The sequence below is a fragment of the Brachybacterium paraconglomeratum genome (assembly GCF_039541415.1).
Taxonomy (GTDB): domain Bacteria; phylum Actinomycetota; class Actinomycetes; order Actinomycetales; family Dermabacteraceae; genus Brachybacterium; species Brachybacterium paraconglomeratum_A.
The window spans coordinates 583,355-601,164 of sequence record NZ_BAABGE010000007.1 but is presented as its reverse complement, the minus strand read 5'-3'; the positions used below and the strand labels follow the sequence as shown (position 1 = coordinate 601,164).

Here is a 17,810-nt window from a genome sequence, read left to right as displayed (position 1 = left end):
GCTCATCCGGGCAGCTGCCCGGAAGCGGCGGCGTCGAGGAACCAGGTCGTCGTCTCCAGGCCGCGCACGGCGGAGGCGGGAACCTGCCAGGGGTTGATGTCCTGATGTCCGTCGCGTGCCGCTTCGGCCTTCTCCCCGCCAGCGACCAGCAGCGCCACGTGACGAGAGGAGTTCAGCACCGGCCAGGTCAGTGAGATCCGCTCCGCGGGCGGCTTCGGCGAGTCGGTGACCCCGATCGCGCTCGCTGCCACCTGTCGCTGATCCGGATGCTCGGGGAACAGCGAGGCGATGTGTCCGTCGGGACCCATCCCCAGCAGCACCACGTCGAAGAACGCCCGGCCGCGGGTGCGGAACGGCTGATCGCCGCCCATCTGGTCCAGCTGCTGCCCGTACCAGGCAGCGGCATCGTCCAGCGACATGCCATCGGCGGGGGAGGGCATCACATGGATGTTGCGGGCGGGGAGACCGGCCTCGGCCTGGAGCGGTGCGAGCAGTGACTCACGCACTCCCACCTCATTGCGCTCCTCGGAGTCCGGACCCACGAATCGCTCATCACCCCACCACAGGTGAAGCCGGCTCGCGTCGACCCCTGCGGTGCGCAGCGCGGCGGGCAGCGCCGCGGCGGTCTTGGTGCCGACGGTCCCACCGGTGAGCACCAGATGCGCATACGGGCGCTGCTCGAGCGCCGCCGCGAGCTGCTGGGCAGTCTGCGCTGCGGCAGCGGCTGCCACCGCGTCGGCGTCGGAGAGCACCTGGTCGACGGGATCGGGCTTGCCCCCGGCGAAGGTGGCAGTGTCATCGATGCTGCTGTATGTGGCGGCGAGCACCTCGCCGTAGACCTCGTCGGGATCCAGCCGGCGCAGCTCCTCGGTGATGAGCTCGGCGAGAGTGCGGCGCGGCATCGTGACGTGCTGCCCGGTGTCGTCACCGGGGAGCTTCATCACGATCGAGGCATCATCGACCCGGGTGAGGTCGATGGTGCCGTCCTCGCGGACCAGACGGACGCTGTGGACCCCGGCGTAGTCGACGCCTTCACCGTTGGGGGGCAGCACCTCCGTCTCCACCCCGAGAGCGTGCTCGAGCCAGCCGGCCATCAGCACCACCGAAGGATTGTCGACCGTGCCGGAGACCTCCACCTTGGTCGGGGTGGAGATCGGTGGGACCTCGAAGGCGCTCGCGACCAGCCCGCGCCAGCGGGTCAGCCGAGCCCAGGCGAAGTCGGAATCGCCGCTCGCGTAGCCGCGACGCAGCCGCTTGAGGGTGCCCAGCGGGTCCTGGCACCCGGCGGAGTCGGTGATGCGGCGCTGAGACATCGAGCCGAGCACGTCGTGCACCGGAGAGGACGGAGCGTTCTCCGGCCACCAGGTGACGATCGGTGCGTCGGGCAGCAGCAGTGCCATGACGAGGGTGTCCAGCGACCACTGGACATCCCCGCGGGCGCGCAGGATCACGATCTCGCCGGCGCCGGCGTCGCGACCTACACGGATCTCCGCGTCCAGGCCGGACTTCTCGGCCTCCGGCTCCGCATCGACCACGATCACCCGGGCGGGATGCTCATGGCTGGCAGCGATCGCCGCTTCGAGCGGCTCCTCGACGTCGCCGGTGGCGACGATGATGAGGGTCAGGACACGGCCGATGGTGTTCGCACCGAAGGTCTCCCGCATCTCGATCATCTGCTTGTTGATCGCCGACGCGGTGGTGTCGGTCAGGGTGGTGATCACGGTCGCCTCCAGGTACGCCCGTCGAGGGCGAGCATCTCGTGCGCAGTATCGGGGCCCCAGGTGCCGGGGCGGTACGGGGCCGGGTCGAGGTTCTCGGCCCAGAACTCGGTGATGGGGTCGAGGATCCTCCAGGAGAGCTCGACCTCCTTCTGCCGCGGGAACAGCGGCGGATCGCCGAGCAGCATGTCCAGGATCAGTCGTTCGTACGCCTCCGGCGACTCCTCGGTGAAGTTCATGCCATAGGCGAAGTCCATGGACACGTCCCGCACCTCCATCTGGGTGCCGGGGACCTTCGAACCGAAGCGCATGGTGACGCCCTCGTCCGGCTGGACCCTGATGACGATCGCATTCTGGCCCAGATCTGCCGTGTCCGTGGAACGGAACGGCAGGAACGGAGCACGTTTGAAGACGACCGCGATCTCGGTGACGCGGCGGCCCAGTCGTTTGCCTGCACGCAGGTAGAAGGGCACTCCTGCCCAGCGACGGGTGGCGATGTCCAGACGCATCGCCGCGAAGGTCTCGGTGGTGGAATCGGCGGGGATGCCGTCTTCCTCGAGATAGGGCAGCACCTGCTCGCCTCCCTGCCAGCCGCCGACGTACTGGCCGCGGGCGGTGTGCGCCGCCAGATCCTCCGGCAGCTCCACCGCGGCGAGGACCTTCTCCTTCTCGGCACGCAGGTCCGAGGCGCGGAAGGTGACCGGCTCCTCCATCGCGGTCAGCGCGAGCAGCTGCAGCAGGTGGTTCTGGATGACGTCGCGAGCCGTGCCGATGCCGTCGTAGTACCCGGCCCGGGATCCGATGCCGATGTCCTCGGCCATCGTGATCTGCACATGGTCCACGTAGTTCGAGTTCCAGATCGGTTCGAACATCTGGTTCGCGAAGCGCAGCGCCATGATGTTCTGGACCGTCTCCTTGCCCAGGTAGTGGTCGATGCGGAAGACGTCCTCGGGACGGAACGCCTTCTCCACCACGTCGTTGAGCTCGCGGGCGGAGGCGAGGTCATGGCCGAAGGGCTTCTCGATGACGACCCGGCGCCAGGATCCGTCGCGGGGGGTGTTCAGTCCGGAGTCCGCGAGCTGGCCGCAGACCTGCGGGAACGCGTCGGGCGGGATCGAGAGGTAGAAGGCATGGTTGCCGCCGGTGCCACGGGTGCGATCGAGCTCGCCGACGACCTCGGTGAGCTTCTCGAAGGCCGCGGAGTCATCGAAGGTGCCGGTGACGAAGCGGAGTCCGCCGCGCAGCTGCTCGAAGACGCTCTCATCGAAACCGGTCCGGGAGTGCTCGGAGACGCTCTTGCGGACGTAGTCGGCGAAGTCGTCATCGGACCATTCGCGACGGCCGAAGCCGACGAGTCCGAAGCTGGGCGGCAGCAGGCCACGATGGGTGAGGTCATAGATGGCGGGCAGCAGCTTCTTGCGGGCGAGGTCGCCGGTGACGCCGAACATCACCATGGAGCTCGGTCCGGCGATGAGGGGGAGCCGGCGGTCGCGGGGATCGCGCAGCGGGTTCGGCGCGTCAGCCCCTGCGGGGAGGGTGGAGGAGTCGGTCACGTTCGTCCTTTCTAGGACACGGAGCAGAGGAGCACGTCCCGCCCGATCGGCGGGTCCGTGCTCCTCGGAGAGTCAGGCGCGCGCGGACTCGATGGAGGCGGACACCGTGGCCAGGAGCTCGTTCCAGGCCTTCTCGAACTTCTCGACGCCTTCGCTCTCGAGCAGCGCGAAGACCTCGGCCAGGTCGACTCCGGCACCGGCGACCCGCTCGAGCGTCGCGACGCCCGCAACGGCGGACTCGGCGGACAGCGGAGCCTTCAGCTCCGAGTGGTCCGCAGCGGCCTCGAGGGTCTTCTCCGGCATGGTGTTGACGGACGGGGCCCCCACCAGGTTGTCGACATACAGGGTGTCGGCGTAGTCGGGGTTCTTCACCCCGGTCGACGCCCACAGCGCCCGCTGGACGTTCGCGCCCTGCAGGGCGGTGAAGCGCTCGGAACCGAAGGCTTCGAGGTAGGTGCCGAAGGCGGCCTGCGCGTTCGCGACGCCGGCCTGACCGCGCAGAGCAGTCGCCTCCTCGGTGCCCAGTGCCTCGAGGCGCCCGTCGATCTCCGCGTCCACGCGGGAGACGAAGAAGGAGGCGACCGAGTGGATCTTCGCGAGATCCTTGCCCGCTGCTGCGGCCTGCTCGAGGCCGGCGAGGTACGCCTCGATCACTGCCTCGTAGCGCTCGACGGAGAAGATCAGGGTGACGTTGACGCTGATCCCCTCGGCGATCACTGCGGTGATGGCCGGCAGGCCCGCCTCGGTGGCGGGGATCTTGATCATGACGTTCTCGCGGTCGACGACCGTGAAGAGGTGCTTGGCCTGCTCGATCGTCTTCTCGGTCTCGTGGGCGAGGCGCGGATCGACCTCGATGCTCACGCGGCCGTCGAAGCCGTGCGAGGAGGCGTAGACGTCGGCGAAGAGATCAGCGGCGTTGCGCACATCATCAGTGGTGAGCACCTCGACGATGGCGTCGACGTCCTTGCCCTCCGCCGCGAGACGGGCGATGTCTGCGTCGTACTCCGAACGGCCGGAGATCGCGGCCTGGAAGATCGACGGGTTGGTGGTCACGCCGACGATGTTGCGGCTGTCGATGAGCTCCTGGAGGTTGCCGGAGGACATCCGCTGACGCGAGAGATCGTCGAGCCAGATGGAGACTCCGGCGTCGGAGAGGGCCTGGGTGTTCGTGTTCTGAGCCATGTCGTTCCTTCCGGGCGTCGAGCGCCCTGTGTCGAACTGCTGTCGCCCGATGCAACGGTCTCAAGGGCCGAATCCTTCCCCGAGGTGAGGAAGGGAACCTCTGCGTCCGCGGACGACGGCGCAGCGAGCGGAGGAGGCGGAGGAGAGGGGTGAAGCGGCGGGGCGGGACCCGGAGGTCCCGCCCCGCGGGGGTGTCAGGCCCCGGCTGCTGCGAGGGAGTCCTTCGCAGCCGCGACCACGGCCTCGGCGGTGAAGCCGAACTCCTTGAAGAGGGTGCCCGCGTCAGCGGATGCCCCGTAGTGCTCGAGCGAGACCGCACGCCCATGGGTGCCCAGGAAGCGGTACCACGGCATCGCGATGCCGGCCTCGACGCTCACGCGTGCGGTGACCGATGCGGGGAGCACAGACTCCCTGTACGCCTCGTCCTGCTCGTCGAACCACTCGACGGACGGCATCGAGACCAGACGAGCGGGGATGCCCGCGGCCTCGAGCTGCTTCTGCGCCTCGGCGGCGTACTGCAGCTCGGAACCGGTGCCGATGAGGATCACCTGCGGCTCCGCCGAGGCCTCCTTCATGATGTAGCCGCCCTTGGCGAGGTTCTCCGCGCCCGCATACTCGCTGCGGTCGAAGGTCGGCATGGCCTGGCGGGAGAGGATCAGGCCGACAGGGCCGTGATCGCGCTCGAGCAGCGCCTTCCAGGCCTGCGCGGTCTCATTGGCATCCGCGGGGCGCACGATCGACAGGTTCGGGATCGCGCGGTACGCGGCCAGGTGCTCGACCGGCTGGTGGGTGGGGCCGTCCTCGCCCAGACCGATGGAGTCGTGGGTCCAGACGTAGGTCGCGGGGACCTTCATCAGCGAGGCGAGGCGCACCGCGCCGCGCATGTAATCGGAGAACTGGAAGAAGGTGCCGCCGTACGGGCGGGTGAGCCCGTGCAGCGAGATTCCGGAGAGGATCGCGCCCATCCCGTGCTCGCGGATGCCGAAGTGCAGCGTGCGGCCGTACTTGTCACCGGCGAACTCGGCGGAGCTGAGCTCCTCGGGGAGGAAGGACGGCTCGCCCTTCATGGTGGTGTTGTTCGAGCCGGCGAGGTCGGCGGAACCGCCCCACAGCTCAGGCATCACGGGTGCAAGAGCATTGAGGACCTTGCCGGAGGCGGCGCGGGTGGCCAGGCCCTTGGCGTCGGCCTCGAAGCTCGGGAACGCCTCGGCGAAGCCCTCCGGCAGCTCACGGGCCTGGAGCCGGTCCAGCAGAGCGGCCTTCTCCGTGTTCGCGGAGCGCCAGGCCTGGTATCCCTTGTCCCACTCTGCCTTCGCGGAGGCCGCACGCTCGGAGAGGGCGCGGGTGTGCGCCAGCACATCCTCGTCGACCTGGAACGTCTGCTCCGGGTCCAGGCCCACGACCTTCTTCAGGCCCGCGACACCCTCAGCGCCGAGCTTCGCGCCATGCACGGTGAAGCTGCCGGCAAGCTCGGGGATCGGCCAGCCGATCACGGTGCGCAGGCGGATGAAGGTCGGCTTGTCGGTGACCTTCTGCGCCTCGAGGATCTCGGCCTTCAGCGCCGCGACGTCCTCGAGGTACTCGCTGCCGCCCTGGGTCCAGTCCACGGTGCGCACGTCCCAGCCGTAGGCCTCGTAGCGTGCAGCGGTGTCCTCGGTGAAGGCGATCGAGGTGTTGCCCTCGATGGAGATCTCGTTATCGTCCCAGAGGACGATCAGGTTGCCGAGCTGCTGGGTGCCGGCGATCGAGCTGGCCTCGCTGCTGACACCCTCCTGGAGGTCGCCGTCGGAGGCGATCACGTAGGTGAAGTGGTCGAAGGGGCTGGTCCCTTCTGCGGCCTCGGGATCGAGCAGGCCGCGCTCGCGCCGCTGCGCCATGGCGAAGCCGACAGCCGAGGAGATGCCCTGGCCCAGCGGACCGGTGGTCATCTCCACACCGTCGGTGACGAAGTTCTCCGGGTGGCCGGGGGTCTTCGAGCCCCAGGTGCGTAACTCCTCGAGGTCCTTCTTCTCGAGGCCGAAGCCGGCGAGGAACAGCTGGATGTACTGGGTGAGGCTGGAGTGACCGGCCGAGAGTACGAAGCGGTCGCGGCCGAGCCACGTCGGATCCTTGGGATCGTGGCGCATCACGTCCTGGTAGAGCAGGTAGGCGGCCGGAGCGAGGCTCACAGCGGTGCCCGGGTGGCCGTTGCCGACCTTCTCCACCGCATCGGCGGCGAGGACGCGCGCGGTGTCGACCGCTCGCTTGTCCAGTTCGGTCCAGCCCTCGGGGGCCTTGAAGTTCTCCGTCATGATCGGGTGCTTCCTTTCGCCGGTGTGCGGCCGCTCGGCCGCGTGGATCGACAGGCCTCGACGGGCGGTCCCGATGACACGTCGTGTGACGTGCGGGTTCCAGGCGCGAGGCGACAGCGTCTAGCTTAGTCGCGCGCGATCTGTGGTGCCGGACTGTTCAGCGTGTTGCCGTTTCGCGGCCACCGACCTTTCCCCGGGCCGCCTGGGCAGTCCGGCCCGGGCGGACGAAAGAGCAGCACGGTGCTGGTTCTCACCTCGTGCCCTGATGACGTCCTCCGAGGGCACGGCCTAGACTGGCGTGGTTCACGCGGCTGCCGTGCCGCGCTCAGAGGAAGGACGGTGGGCGGTGACCGCCACCCAGGGAGCTTCAGTCCAGGACGCACGCAGGGGCGGTGGACGGGCCCCGCAGTCCGTGCGCTCCGTGATCCTCAGCTATGTGGCGCTGACCAAGCCGCGCATCATCGAACTGCTGCTGATCACCACGATCCCCACGATGTTCCTCGCTGCAGGCGGGTTCCCCTCGGTGTGGCTGATCGTGAACACCATGATCGGCGGCTATCTCGCCGCTGGCGGCGCGAACGCGCTGAACATGTACCTCGAACGCGACATCGACGCGAAGATGAAGCGCACCCGCAATCGACCGATCCCCTCCGGGGCGGTGTCCCCGCGCGACGCCCTGATCTTCGGCATCACGATCTCGGTCGTGTCCGCGCTCTGGCTGGGACTGCTGGTGAACTGGGCCTCCGCGGCCCTCGCAGTGGGCGCGATCCTGCTGTACGTCGTCTTCTACACGATGATCCTCAAGCGACGCACCAGCCAGAACATCGTCTGGGGCGGGGTCGCCGGATGCATGCCGGTGCTGATCGGCTGGTCCGCGGTGACCGGGACCGTCTCCTGGACCGCGGTACTGCTGTTCCTGGTCGTCTTCTTCTGGACCCCGCCGCACTACTGGCCGCTGGCCGAGAAGTTCTCGGCGGACTATGCCAACGCCGGCGTTCCCATGCTCCCGGTGGTCGCCTCGAAGGCGACCGTGGCCCGCCAGATGATCATGCACACCACCCTGATGATCGCCTCGAGCCTCGCGATCATCCCGCTGGGATCGACCGGCTGGGTCTACGGCGTCGCCGCCGTCGCCTCCGGCCTGTGGTTCGGCTACCTGGTGATCCGCTACGCACTGCGCGTACGCCGCGGGCTCACCGGCAAGGCACTGGGCCCGATGACCGTCTTCCACGGCTCGATCACCTACCTCACTGTGCTCTTCGTCGCCCTCGCGATCGATCCCTTCGTCACCCTGTGACCCCCGGCGGTGCGGGCCCTGCAGAGGAGCCACCGGTGCCCGGCACGGAGCAGAGCCTGCGTCCCGCTGACCGTCGGATCCTCGAGCAGTACCTGAGCCACCTGCGCATCGAGCGCGGACTCTCCACCCACACCCTGTCGGCCTACCGTCGCGATCTCACCCGCTACCTGGCCGAGCTGGCCCGGCGGGAGGTGGATCCCACCGCCGTGGATCCGCAGCAGCTGGGAGCGTGGCTGCAGGCGGTGCGCACCGGCGCCGACGGCGGCAGCGCTCTCTCCGCCGCGTCCTCTGCCCGCTCCTTGGCCGCGGTCAGAGGACTGCACTCCTTCCTCGATGCCGAACGGGTCTCGACCACCGGCGATCCCGCACGGCTGGTCCCGTCGCCGACGCTGCCGAAACGGCTGCCTCACCCGCTCACCATCGAGCAGGTCGAGACGCTGATCGAAGCCTCCGGCCGGCCGGGGACCGGTCGGGACGCCACCGAACGGGCATTGCGCGACCGGGCGCTCCTCGAGGTCCTCTACGGCCTGGGTGCCCGGATCTCGGAGGCGACCGGACTGGACATCGATGACATCGACCCCCAGGAACGAGCAGCCGTGCTGCGCGGCAAGGGAGATAAGCACCGGGTGCTCCCGGTGGGGAGATTCGCGCTCGCGGCACTCGAGGCCTACCTGACGCGTGGCCGTCCCACGCTCGCTGCGCGGGGGAGCGGCACCCCCGCGGTGTTCCTGGGCTCCCGCGGCACCCGGCTCACCCGCCAGGCTGCCTGGCAGGTGGTGCGGAGCGCTGCGGAAGAGGCGGAGCTCTCCGATCTCCCGGAGCCGATCAGCCCTCACACCCTGCGCCATTCGTACGCCACTCATCTGTTGCACGGCGGCGCCGATGTACGCAGCGTGCAGGAGCTGCTGGGCCATGCCTCGGTCACCACCACGCAGCTGTACACCCAGGTCACCGTCGACACCTTGCGCGAGACCCATGCCGGCGCCCACCCCCGGGCTCGGTGAGGGGCTTAGACTTGTCCGGCGCGACGTCCCTGCCGGGCCTGATCCTTCGGGGACGACCTATGCGGGACGCAGACGGCATGGTGACGCCGTCGTTCCCCGGACCACAGGGACGGATCAGCTCCGGCCCGGTCACGGATCATTCCGCACCACCAGACCACGACGCCGACGACAGGACACCGACGTGAGCCCGACCTCCCCCCAGCAGCTGGATATCGGTCTCGGCCCGACCGGCCGACCGATGCCGGAGCTCCCGGAGCCGGCCCCGCTCGACTCCCACGGGCCGGCACGCATCATCTCGATGGTGAATCAGAAGGGTGGGGTGGGCAAGACCACCAGCGTGATCAACCTCGGCGCGGCGCTGGCCGAGCTCGGGCGCAAGGTGCTGCTGGTGGATCTGGACCCGCAGGGCGCGCTGAGCGCCGGGTCCGGGGTGAACCACTACGACCTCGATGTCACCGTCTACAACCTGCTGATGGAACGCGGCCATGACGTGCACGACGTGATCCAGGAGACCGCGACCGAGAACCTCGATGTGCTCCCGGCCAACATCGACCTCTCCGCCGCCGAGGTCACCCTGGTCAACGAGGTCGCCCGCGAGATGGCACTGGCCCGCGTGCTGCGCCCGGTGGCGGATGAGTACGACGTCATCATCATCGACTGCCAGCCCTCGCTGGGCCTGCTGACCGTGAACGCCCTCGCGGCGAGCCACGGGGTGATCATCCCGCTCGAAGCGGAGTACTTCGCCCTGCGCGGCGTGGCGATGCTGGTGGAGACGATCGAGAAGGTCCAGGACCGGATCAACCCCCGCCTCGAGCTCGACGGCATCCTGATCACCATGTTCGACCCCCGCACCCTCCATGCGCGCGAGGTGTGCCAGAGCGTGGTCGGGGCCTTCCCGGACAAGGTCTTCCACACCACGATCAACCGCACGGTGAAGTTCCCCGATGCCTCTGTGGCAGGCGAGCCGATCACGTCCTTCGCCTCCTCCACCAAGGGCGCTGACGCCTACCGCCAGCTCGCCAAGGAACTCATCTCCCGCGGTTCGGCAGCCTGATGGCCGCTGATCGGCGCGGCGGGCAGCGCTCCGGCGGCGCAGGTGGCTCGAGCAGCCAGCCGCAGCGTCGCCGCAGCGCATTCACCCCGCCGAAGCGGGTCAAGCTGCGCGACGAGGCAGGCTCCCCGGTGGCGCCGGCCAAGGACCCGGACGGCCTCGCGCCCGAACCCCATCGCGAGGACGGGGAACGGCTGCAGAAGGTGCTGGCGCGCGCCGGGTTCGGCTCCCGTCGGGCCTGCGAGACGCTGATCTCCAGCGGCCGGGTGCGGATCGACGGGATCATCGTGCAGGAGCAGGGGGTGCGGATCGATCCCACCACCCAGGTCGTCCATGTCGACGGACGCCGGCTCCAGCTCGATGAGACCAAGCTGACGCTGGTGCTGAACAAGCCTCGCCTCGTGGTCTCCGCGATGAGCGATCCGGAGGGGCGGCGTGACCTCACCGAGTTCACCGCCGCCCACTCCCAGCGGCTCTACCATGTGGGCCGCCTGGACTACGAGACCGAGGGGCTGCTGCTGCTCACCAATGACGGCGAGCTCGCCCACCGCCTCACGCACCCCAGCTTCGAGGTCGAGAAGACCTATGTGTGCCGGTTCGAAGCGCCCGGCGGCGCGCCCCGCGGCCTGGTCAAGGCTCTGCGCGAGGGAGTCGAGCTGGAGGACGGCCCGGCCCGAGCCGACCGGGCCCGGGTGCTCGCCCAGGACGGCCACGAAGCGGTGGTCGAGGTGACCCTGCATGAAGGACGCAACCGCATCGTGCGGCGCATGTTCGCTGCTCAGGGGTTCGAGCTCACCGCGCTGATCCGTACCCGGATCGGTCCGGTGCTGCTCGGCGATCTCGACTCGGGCGGCACCCGGGAGCTGACGGGCCGTGAGCTGGGCACGCTGATGGCCGAGGTGGGGCTGTGACCGCAGAGCCCGCGACGCCGCGGTCTGTGATGTCGCTGGTGCCCTCTCCGATACGCATCATCGGCACCGGCCTGATCGGCGGCTCACTGGGCATGGCGCTCGGCGGGGCGGGCGCGAGCGTGCAGGTCGAGGACGTCTCCCCGGGCACCATGGCGCTCGCGGTCGAGCTGGGAGTGGGACACCTCCCCGACCCCGCCGAACCGCCCCCGCAGCTGGTGGTCGTCGCGGCTCCGCCCGATGCGACGGCCCAGCTGGTCGTCCAGGCTCTGCGCACCTGGCCGGAGGCGCTGGTCACAGATGTCGCGAGCGTCAAGGGGATCGTCCTGCAAGGGATCTCCCAGGCGGTCGACGCCGAGCAGCTCACCCGATACATCGGAGCCCATCCGATGGCGGGTCGGGAAGTCGCCGGGGTGATCTCCGCCCGCGGTGATCTGTTCCGCGGACGCCCCTTCGTGGTCGTTCCCCACCCCAGCACCCGCCCGGACGCGATCAGCCTGCTCCAGGGCATCGCCACCGCGATCGGCGCGGTGCCCGTGGTGATGGGAGCTGACGAGCATGACACCGCTGTCGCGCACGTCTCGCACGTGCCCCAGGTGCTCTCCAGCCTGCTGGCGACCACGCTGCTGGAGCCGGGAGAGACGGCACTGGGTCTGTCCGGACAGGGCCTGCGCGACACCACCCGCATCGCCGATTCCGATCCGCGGATGTGGGTCGAGATCCTCGGCGCCAACGCCGAGGCGATCAGCGACGTGCTCGACGGGGTGCGCGGCCGGCTGGACGGAATACTGGCGGCGCTCGCCACGATGGCCGGTGACCCCGACCCGGCTGTCGGCTCGCGGCGCGCTCTCGCCGAACTCATCTCCGACGGGAACCGCGGGGTGCGACGCATCCCCGGCAAGCACGGCGGAGCCTCCGACGCCTTCTCCACCGTGACGGTGCTGGTGCCGGACCGTCCCGGCGAGCTCGGCCGGCTGTTCACCGAGATGGGGGAGATCGGAGTCAACCTCGAGGACTTCCACCTCGAGCACAACTATGGGCGTCAGGTGGGCCTCGGCCACCTCGCCGTGGACTCCTCCCGTGAGGAGCTGCTCACGCGGGAGCTCTCCGTACGCGGTTGGACCGTCGCGGAGTCCTGAACGCCCCGTATCCTTGCCGGATGCACACCAGCGCGCCGCACGACCCCTCCTCCCTCGCGAGCACCGGCCCCGTCCGGGGCATTGCCATCGCGATCGACGGACCGGCCGGTTCCGGCAAGTCCACGGTTTCCCGCTATGTCGCCGATGCGCTCGAGGGCGGCATCCTCGACACCGGCGCGATGTACCGCGCCGTGGCCTGGGACTGCCTGGACCGCGACATCGACCTCGCCGACCGTGAGGCCGTCGCCCGGGCCGCGGAGGAGCTCGAGCTCGAGCTCGGCACCGATCCCGAGGGCGCGACCGTCACGGTGCGGGGAATCGACATCACCGCCGAGATCCGTACCGAGCGGATCTCCCAGCGGGTCAGCGATGTCGCCACCAACACCCTGGTGCGCGCGATCCTGCAGCAGCGTCAGCGCGAGCTGCTCTACGCCACTGCCGACGAACGCGGATTCTGCGTCGCCGAGGGCCGCGACATCACGACCGTGGTCGCGCCCGATGCCCAGGTGCGGGTGCTGCTGATCGCCTCCGACGAGGAGCGGATGCGCCGCCGCGCCGCCGAACTCGACCTCGAGGACAACGAGGACACCCGAGCTCGGATGGCCGATCAGGTGCTGCGCCGCGACCGGGACGATTCCACGGTCTCGGAGTTCCTCACCGCTGCCGACGGGGTGGAGACCCTGGACACCACGGGCCTGGACATCCCCGACGTGGTCGAACGGGTGCTGATGCTCGTCGCTGCGGCCGAGACGGCGCAGGAGGAGGCCGAGCACGGCAAGCCCGAGCCGGTACGTGCCGAGGCGGCCGTCCGGGAGAGCTCCTCGACGCAGCGCGCCGCGACCGACGGCCCCACGGATGCGGATATCGAGAACGCATTGCGGGCGGGCCTGACCGACTACGAGCTCGACGACGAGGACCTGGCCCTGCTGACGGGGGACGAGTCCGAAGAGCTGCTCCCCGAGATCCAGCGGAACCTGCCGGTGGTGGCGGTCGTGGGCCGCCCCAACGTCGGCAAGTCCACCTTGGTCAACCGTATTCTCGGCCGCCGCGAGGCCATCGTCGAGGACCGCCCCGGGGTGACCCGCGACCGTGTCTTCTATGAGGCCGAATGGTCGGGCAAGGACTTCTGGCTGGTCGACACCGGAGGCTGGGAGGACCGCGTCCAGGGCATCGCCTACCGGGTCGCCGAGCAGGCCGAGGTCGCCGTCTCCCTCGCCGACGTCGTCATGTTCATCGTCGATGCGAATGTGGGTGTGACCACCACCGATGAGCAGCTCCTCAAGGTGCTGCGCAAGGCCAAGGTGCCGCTCGTCCTGGTGGCCAACAAGGTCGATGACCAGCGCGGCGAGATCGAGGCCGCCGGGCTGTGGAACCTGGGCCTGGGGGAGCCGCATGCGGTGTCCGCCCTGCACGGTCGCGGATCCGGTGACCTGCTGGACGCCGTGCTCGCTGCGATGCCTGAGGAAGGCCGGGGAACTCCCGCCGACCGCGGTCCGCGCCGGGTGGCCCTGGTGGGTCGACCGAATGTGGGCAAGTCCTCGTTGCTGAATCGACTGGCCAAGGAGCAGCGGGTGGTGGTCGATGACGTCGCCGGCACCACCCGGGACCCGGTGGACGAGAAGATCACTCTCGGCGGCAAGGACTGGACCTTCGTGGATACCGCGGGCATCCGCCGCCGGGTGCTCCAGTCGCAGGGCGCCGACTACTACGCCTCGCTGCGCACCCGCTCCGCCCTGGATCGGGCCGAGGTGGCGGTGGTGCTGCTCGAGGCCTCGGAGCCCATCTCCGCTCAGGACCTGAAGATCATCGACATGGTCCTGGAATCAGGTCGTGCTCTGGTGCTCGCTTTCAACAAGTGGGACCTGCTGGACGAGGAGCGGCACAAGACGCTGGAGCGGGAGATCGAGCGAGATCTCGCACACGTCGCCTGGGCGCCGCGGGTCAACATCTCCGCCGAGACGGGCCGTCACGCCGACCGACTCGTCCCGGCCCTGGAAGCAGCTCTGGAGTCCTGGGACCAGCGCATCCCGACCGGCAGGCTCAATGCCTTCCTGGGCCAGCTGGTGGCCGCGCATCCCCATCCGGTACGCAGCGGCAAGCAGTCCCGCATCCTGTTCGCGACGCAGGCCCGCACCAGGCCGCCCCGCTTCGTCATCTTCGCCAGCGGCTTCCTCGAGCACGGCTATCGCCGGTTCATCGAGCGTCGTCTGCGAGAGGACTTCGAATTCACGGGCTCCCCGATCGTGCTCGGGGTGCGGATCCGCGAGAAGCGCAAGCGCTGAAGCCGGCGCGAATGCTGACGGCGGGGTGCGGCCGAGGTGCGAGACTCCGGCCGCACCACGTATCGTGTCCGGCATGAGCAATCCCGGTGACAACGGCTCCTGGAACACCCAGGGGAACGACTTCGACGCGCAGCAGGGAGCCCAGGATCCCTACGCCCAGCCGCAGCAGGATCCGTGGGCGCAGCCGCAGCAGGATCCCTATGCCCAGCCGCAGCAGGATCCGTGGGCGCAGCCGCCCGCGGAGCAGCCCGCCGCTCAGCAGGATGCCTTCGGTGAGCAGTCCCCGGCAGCGCAGCAGTACGGCCAGCAGGACCCCTACGGTCAGCAGCCAGCGGCAGGGAACGATCCGTTCGCTCAGCCCTCGGTGCCGTCGGCCTCGGACCCGTATGGCCAGCAGCCTGCCGCCGGGCAGGATCCCTTTGCGCAGCAGCACCAGCCGTCGGCGGCCTCCGCCTCCGATCCCTACGGCCAGCCGCAGCAGGGCTGGTCGCCCGCGCCCGGCTCCGGGGCGTCTGCCTCAGATCCGTACTCGCAGGGCGGTTCCGCGTCGGGCCCGTTCGCACCGGGCGGAGCCGGCTACGGCCAGGCCAGCGGAGGTCAGGCTCCCGGCGTGGCCGGTGGAGCGGCGCCTCAGGGAGAGCCGCAGAGCCGCCTGGTGGTCGGTCTGCTGGGAATCTTCCTCGGCGGCTTCGGCGTTCACCGGTTCCTGCTCGGATACACCACGATCGGCATCATCCAGATCGCGGTCACTGTGCTGACGTGCGGCATCGGGGCCTGGTGGGGGCTCATCGAGGGCATCATGGTGCTCGCCAAGTCCCCGACCTTCGAACGCGATGCCCATGGGCGCCCGCTGAAGGACTGAGCCTGCTGCACGCCTGACCCGCCACTCTCCCCGACCTGAGCGATAAGGAATTGCGAACCATGAGCTATCACCCCCAAGGTCCGCTGCCGGAGCGCAGCAAGCTCCAGACCAGCGCAATCATCCTCATCGTGGTCGGCTTCCTCTGCGGAGGAACGATCCCGGCGATCTTCGGGATCATCGCCCTGGTGCAGATGGACAGCGATCCGTACTCCGCCCAGAAGATGAACAAGGTCGGCTGGATCCTCTTCTGGGTGATGCTCGTGCTGATCATCCTGTTCATCGTCATCTACGTGGTGGTCGTGGTGCTCATGCTGGGGGCGGCCACCCTCCCGTTCCTGATGGGCGGCTGACCCCGCCAGAATTCTAGGAGGAGCTGCCATCGCCACCCCGGACTTCGTCCTGTCCCTGCGCGAACGCATAGGGCACGAGCTGCTGTGGATGCCCGGCGTGACCGCCATGGTGCTCGATCGGGAACGCACCTCCCTGCTCGCCGTGCGCCGCGAGGATGACGGTGCCTGGACCCCTGTCACCGGGATCATCGATCCCGGCGAGGAGCCTGCCCGTGCCGCGGTGCGTGAGGTCACCGAAGAGGCCGGCATCCAGTGCACTGCACTGCAGCTGATCGATGTGCGCGCCCTGCCGCCCATCACCTACCCCCACGGAGACCAGGCGCAATATCTGGACCTGTGCTTCCTGTGCGAAGCAGAGAGAGACCAGGAGCCGTATCCCGCTGATGGCGAGAACACGGAAGCGCGCTGGTTCCCGATCGACTCAGCACCGCCGATGAACGCCCGCTTCACCGAGCAGCTCCGGTGGGCGCTTCAGGAGCGGCCCGAGGCTCGGTTCCGCCGATGAGGCGTCTCGACCCGCTGCCCGGCACCCGGGTGAGGATCACGCTGAGCGATCGGCCCGACGACACCGCCGTGGTGAGAGTCATAGCGGCGCCTCGTCGTGACATGGCCCGGACAGGAGCGCTCAGCGTCCCGCTGCAGCCCTTCGCCGAGTCGATCCTGGTCGACGTCTCGGTGGGGGAGAAGGCCCTGCTGCCCGGCGCCTGGGTCCAGCAGGAGGTGCTGGAACGCGGCGCCCCGCTCGCCCCCGTCCCGGTGTCTGCCGCCGATCTGCGGCCCCCTGCCGTGATCAGCGGCGCCGCGGAACACGCGAGCCTGTACTGGGGCGAGACCGTCTGGCCGCTCGATCTCGGTGGCGTGGTGGCGATCCCCGCTTCGGCACGGCCGGATCCCCATCCGCTCTCGCGCCTGCGCCGGCTCACGCTGATCGCCGCCGGGCGACGTGAGGAGATCGGGCTGACCCTGTGGCGCGACCCCGCATTCGACGTCCCCTGGCAGGATGTGCGGCTGCTGCCGCGAGCTGCCTCGTGGTTCGAGCTCGCGCAGGTCCCGCCCGGGATGCGTTACGCCGATGCCGAGCAGGCGCAGGCAGTGGGCAGGGCTCGGCCCCGCCCGCGAGTTCCCTGAACCCGTCCGGTCGGTCACCCGGGTTCGTGACCTCGGCGCCGTAGGGAACTAGCGTGGCCCCAGACCAGCTGTCCCCGTCGAAGGAGCTGCCATGACCGACGAAGCCTCCCAGCCACTCCTCTCCGAGGTCGCCGAAAGCGCCCGTGCTCTGTCGACCCGCGATGGCGAGCCCTCATTTCCCGCGCAGAACCAGGAGCCGCCCGGCCTCACCGCGCCGATGCAGCCGACCCCTGATCACGGCGAGCGCAGCTATGTGGGCCACGGACGACTGCGCGGACTGTCCGCGCTGATCACCGGGGGTGACTCCGGGATCGGGCGGGCCGTCGCGATCGCGTACGCACGCGAAGGCGCCGACGTGGCGATCTCGTACCTGCCCGAGGAGCAGGAGGACGCCGAGCAGACCCGGCACTGGATCGAGCAGGCCGGACGGCGCGCCCTGCTGCTGCCCGGAGATATCCGCGATGAGCAGCTGGCCCGATCGCTCGTGACCCGCACCGTCCAGGAGCACGGCCGCCTCGACATCCTGGTCAACAATGCGGCCTTCCAATGGGGCCGAGCCGAGCCCCAGGGGCTTGAGGGCATCAGCTCCGAGCGGCTGCACCGCACTCTGACCACGAACCTGGAAGCGCTGTTCTGGATCACCCAGGAGGCGGCGCCGCATCTGGGGGAGGGGGCGAGCATCATCAACTGCTCCTCGATCCAGAGCTACGATCCCTCGGTCCCGCTGATGGACTACGCGGCCACGAAATCCGCGATCAACAACGTGACCGTCAACCTGGCCTCGGACCTCGGACCGCGCGGAATCCGGGTGAACGCCGTGGCCCCCGGCCCGATCTGGACCCCGCTGAACGTCGCCACGCGGGTCAGCGACGACTACGTCGAGTTCGGGGCCAACACGCCGCTCGGCCGGGCCGGGCAGCCGGCGGAGGTGGCGGGAGCATTCGTCTTCCTGGCCAGCCCCGCAGAGGCCAGCTATGTCTCCGGCACGGTGCTCGGGGTGACTGGTGGCCGGCCGGTCTTCTGAGCTCGGACTCGTCCGAGCCCG

At 69.4% G+C, this 17,810-nt stretch carries 15 protein-coding genes; 11 read left to right on the top strand and 4 right to left on the bottom strand.

Going from position 1 to position 17,810, the window contains the following annotated elements; genetic code table 11:
• Positions 1-2: 2 nt before the first annotated feature.
• The 4 genes from pgl to tkt all read right to left on the bottom strand — a co-directional run bounded on the left by pgl (position 3) and on the right by tkt (position 6,744).
• Complete coding sequence (gene pgl, locus ABD893_RS12005; protein ID WP_345080282.1) at positions 3-1,721, bottom strand: 6-phosphogluconolactonase; 1,719 nt, start codon at positions 1,719-1,721, stop codon at positions 3-5.
• A complete protein-coding gene (gene zwf, locus ABD893_RS12000) occupies positions 1,718-3,271 on the bottom strand; it encodes a glucose-6-phosphate dehydrogenase (RefSeq protein ID WP_345080279.1) in 1,554 nt (517 codons plus the stop codon). Before zwf ends, pgl begins: the two co-directional genes overlap by 4 nt.
• Before the next feature lie 72 nt (positions 3,272-3,343).
• A complete protein-coding gene (gene tal, locus ABD893_RS11995; RefSeq protein WP_345080276.1) occupies positions 3,344-4,453 on the bottom strand; it encodes a transaldolase in 1,110 nt (369 codons plus the stop codon).
• 194 nt (positions 4,454-4,647) lie between these two features.
• The gene (gene tkt / locus ABD893_RS11990; RefSeq protein ID WP_345080273.1) at positions 4,648-6,744 is read right to left on the bottom strand and encodes a transketolase; all 2,097 of its coding nucleotides are present in this window, start codon (positions 6,742-6,744) and stop codon (positions 4,648-4,650) included.
• A 346-nt stretch (positions 6,745-7,090) separates the two neighbouring features.
• On the opposite strand from tkt, the gene ABD893_RS11985 reads away from it, so the two are divergent.
• The 11 genes from ABD893_RS11985 (at position 7,091) to ABD893_RS11935 (ending at position 17,789) form a co-directional block, all read left to right on the top strand.
• Entirely contained in the window at positions 7,091-8,041 is a 951-nt protein-coding gene (locus ABD893_RS11985) for a heme o synthase (RefSeq protein WP_345080270.1), read from the top strand.
• A 35-nt stretch (positions 8,042-8,076) separates the two neighbouring features.
• Positions 8,077-9,045, top strand: a complete 969-nt coding sequence (locus ABD893_RS11980; RefSeq protein WP_345080267.1) for a site-specific tyrosine recombinase XerD — start codon at positions 8,077-8,079, stop codon at positions 9,043-9,045.
• Between the two features lie 181 nt (positions 9,046-9,226).
• Complete coding sequence (locus ABD893_RS11975) at positions 9,227-10,099, top strand: ParA family protein (protein WP_345080264.1); 873 nt, start codon at positions 9,227-9,229, stop codon at positions 10,097-10,099.
• Complete coding sequence (locus tag ABD893_RS11970; RefSeq protein WP_345080261.1) at positions 10,099-11,007, top strand: pseudouridine synthase; 909 nt, start codon at positions 10,099-10,101, stop codon at positions 11,005-11,007. Before ABD893_RS11975 ends, ABD893_RS11970 begins: the two co-directional genes overlap by 1 nt.
• Before the next feature lie 29 nt (positions 11,008-11,036).
• Positions 11,037-12,143 carry a prephenate dehydrogenase gene (locus tag ABD893_RS11965; protein WP_425548379.1) on the top strand — a complete coding sequence of 369 codons (1,107 nt, stop codon included), beginning with the start codon at positions 11,037-11,039 and terminating at the stop codon, positions 12,141-12,143.
• Between the two features lie 20 nt (positions 12,144-12,163).
• Positions 12,164-14,425: a bifunctional cytidylate kinase/GTPase Der gene (gene der, locus ABD893_RS11960; protein WP_345080255.1), complete on the top strand. Its 2,262-nt coding sequence runs from the start codon at positions 12,164-12,166 to the stop codon at positions 14,423-14,425.
• A gap of 73 nt (positions 14,426-14,498) precedes the next feature.
• Entirely contained in the window at positions 14,499-15,287 is a 789-nt protein-coding gene (locus ABD893_RS11955) for a TM2 domain-containing protein (protein WP_345080252.1), read from the top strand.
• Between the two features lie 59 nt (positions 15,288-15,346).
• Positions 15,347-15,637 carry a hypothetical protein gene (locus tag ABD893_RS11950; RefSeq protein ID WP_345080249.1) on the top strand — a complete coding sequence of 97 codons (291 nt, stop codon included), beginning with the start codon at positions 15,347-15,349 and terminating at the stop codon, positions 15,635-15,637.
• Between the two features lie 88 nt (positions 15,638-15,725).
• Complete coding sequence (locus ABD893_RS11945) at positions 15,726-16,142, top strand: NUDIX domain-containing protein (RefSeq protein WP_345080246.1); 417 nt, start codon at positions 15,726-15,728, stop codon at positions 16,140-16,142.
• Positions 16,139-16,765 carry a hypothetical protein gene (locus tag ABD893_RS11940; RefSeq protein ID WP_345080243.1) on the top strand — a complete coding sequence of 209 codons (627 nt, stop codon included), beginning with the start codon at positions 16,139-16,141 and terminating at the stop codon, positions 16,763-16,765. Before ABD893_RS11945 ends, ABD893_RS11940 begins: the two co-directional genes overlap by 4 nt.
• Positions 16,766-16,856: 91 nt before the next feature.
• Positions 16,857-17,789 (top strand): SDR family oxidoreductase, encoded by a 933-nt coding sequence (locus ABD893_RS11935; protein WP_345080240.1) that lies wholly within the window; start codon positions 16,857-16,859, stop codon positions 17,787-17,789.
• Positions 17,790-17,810 lie beyond the last annotated feature (21 nt).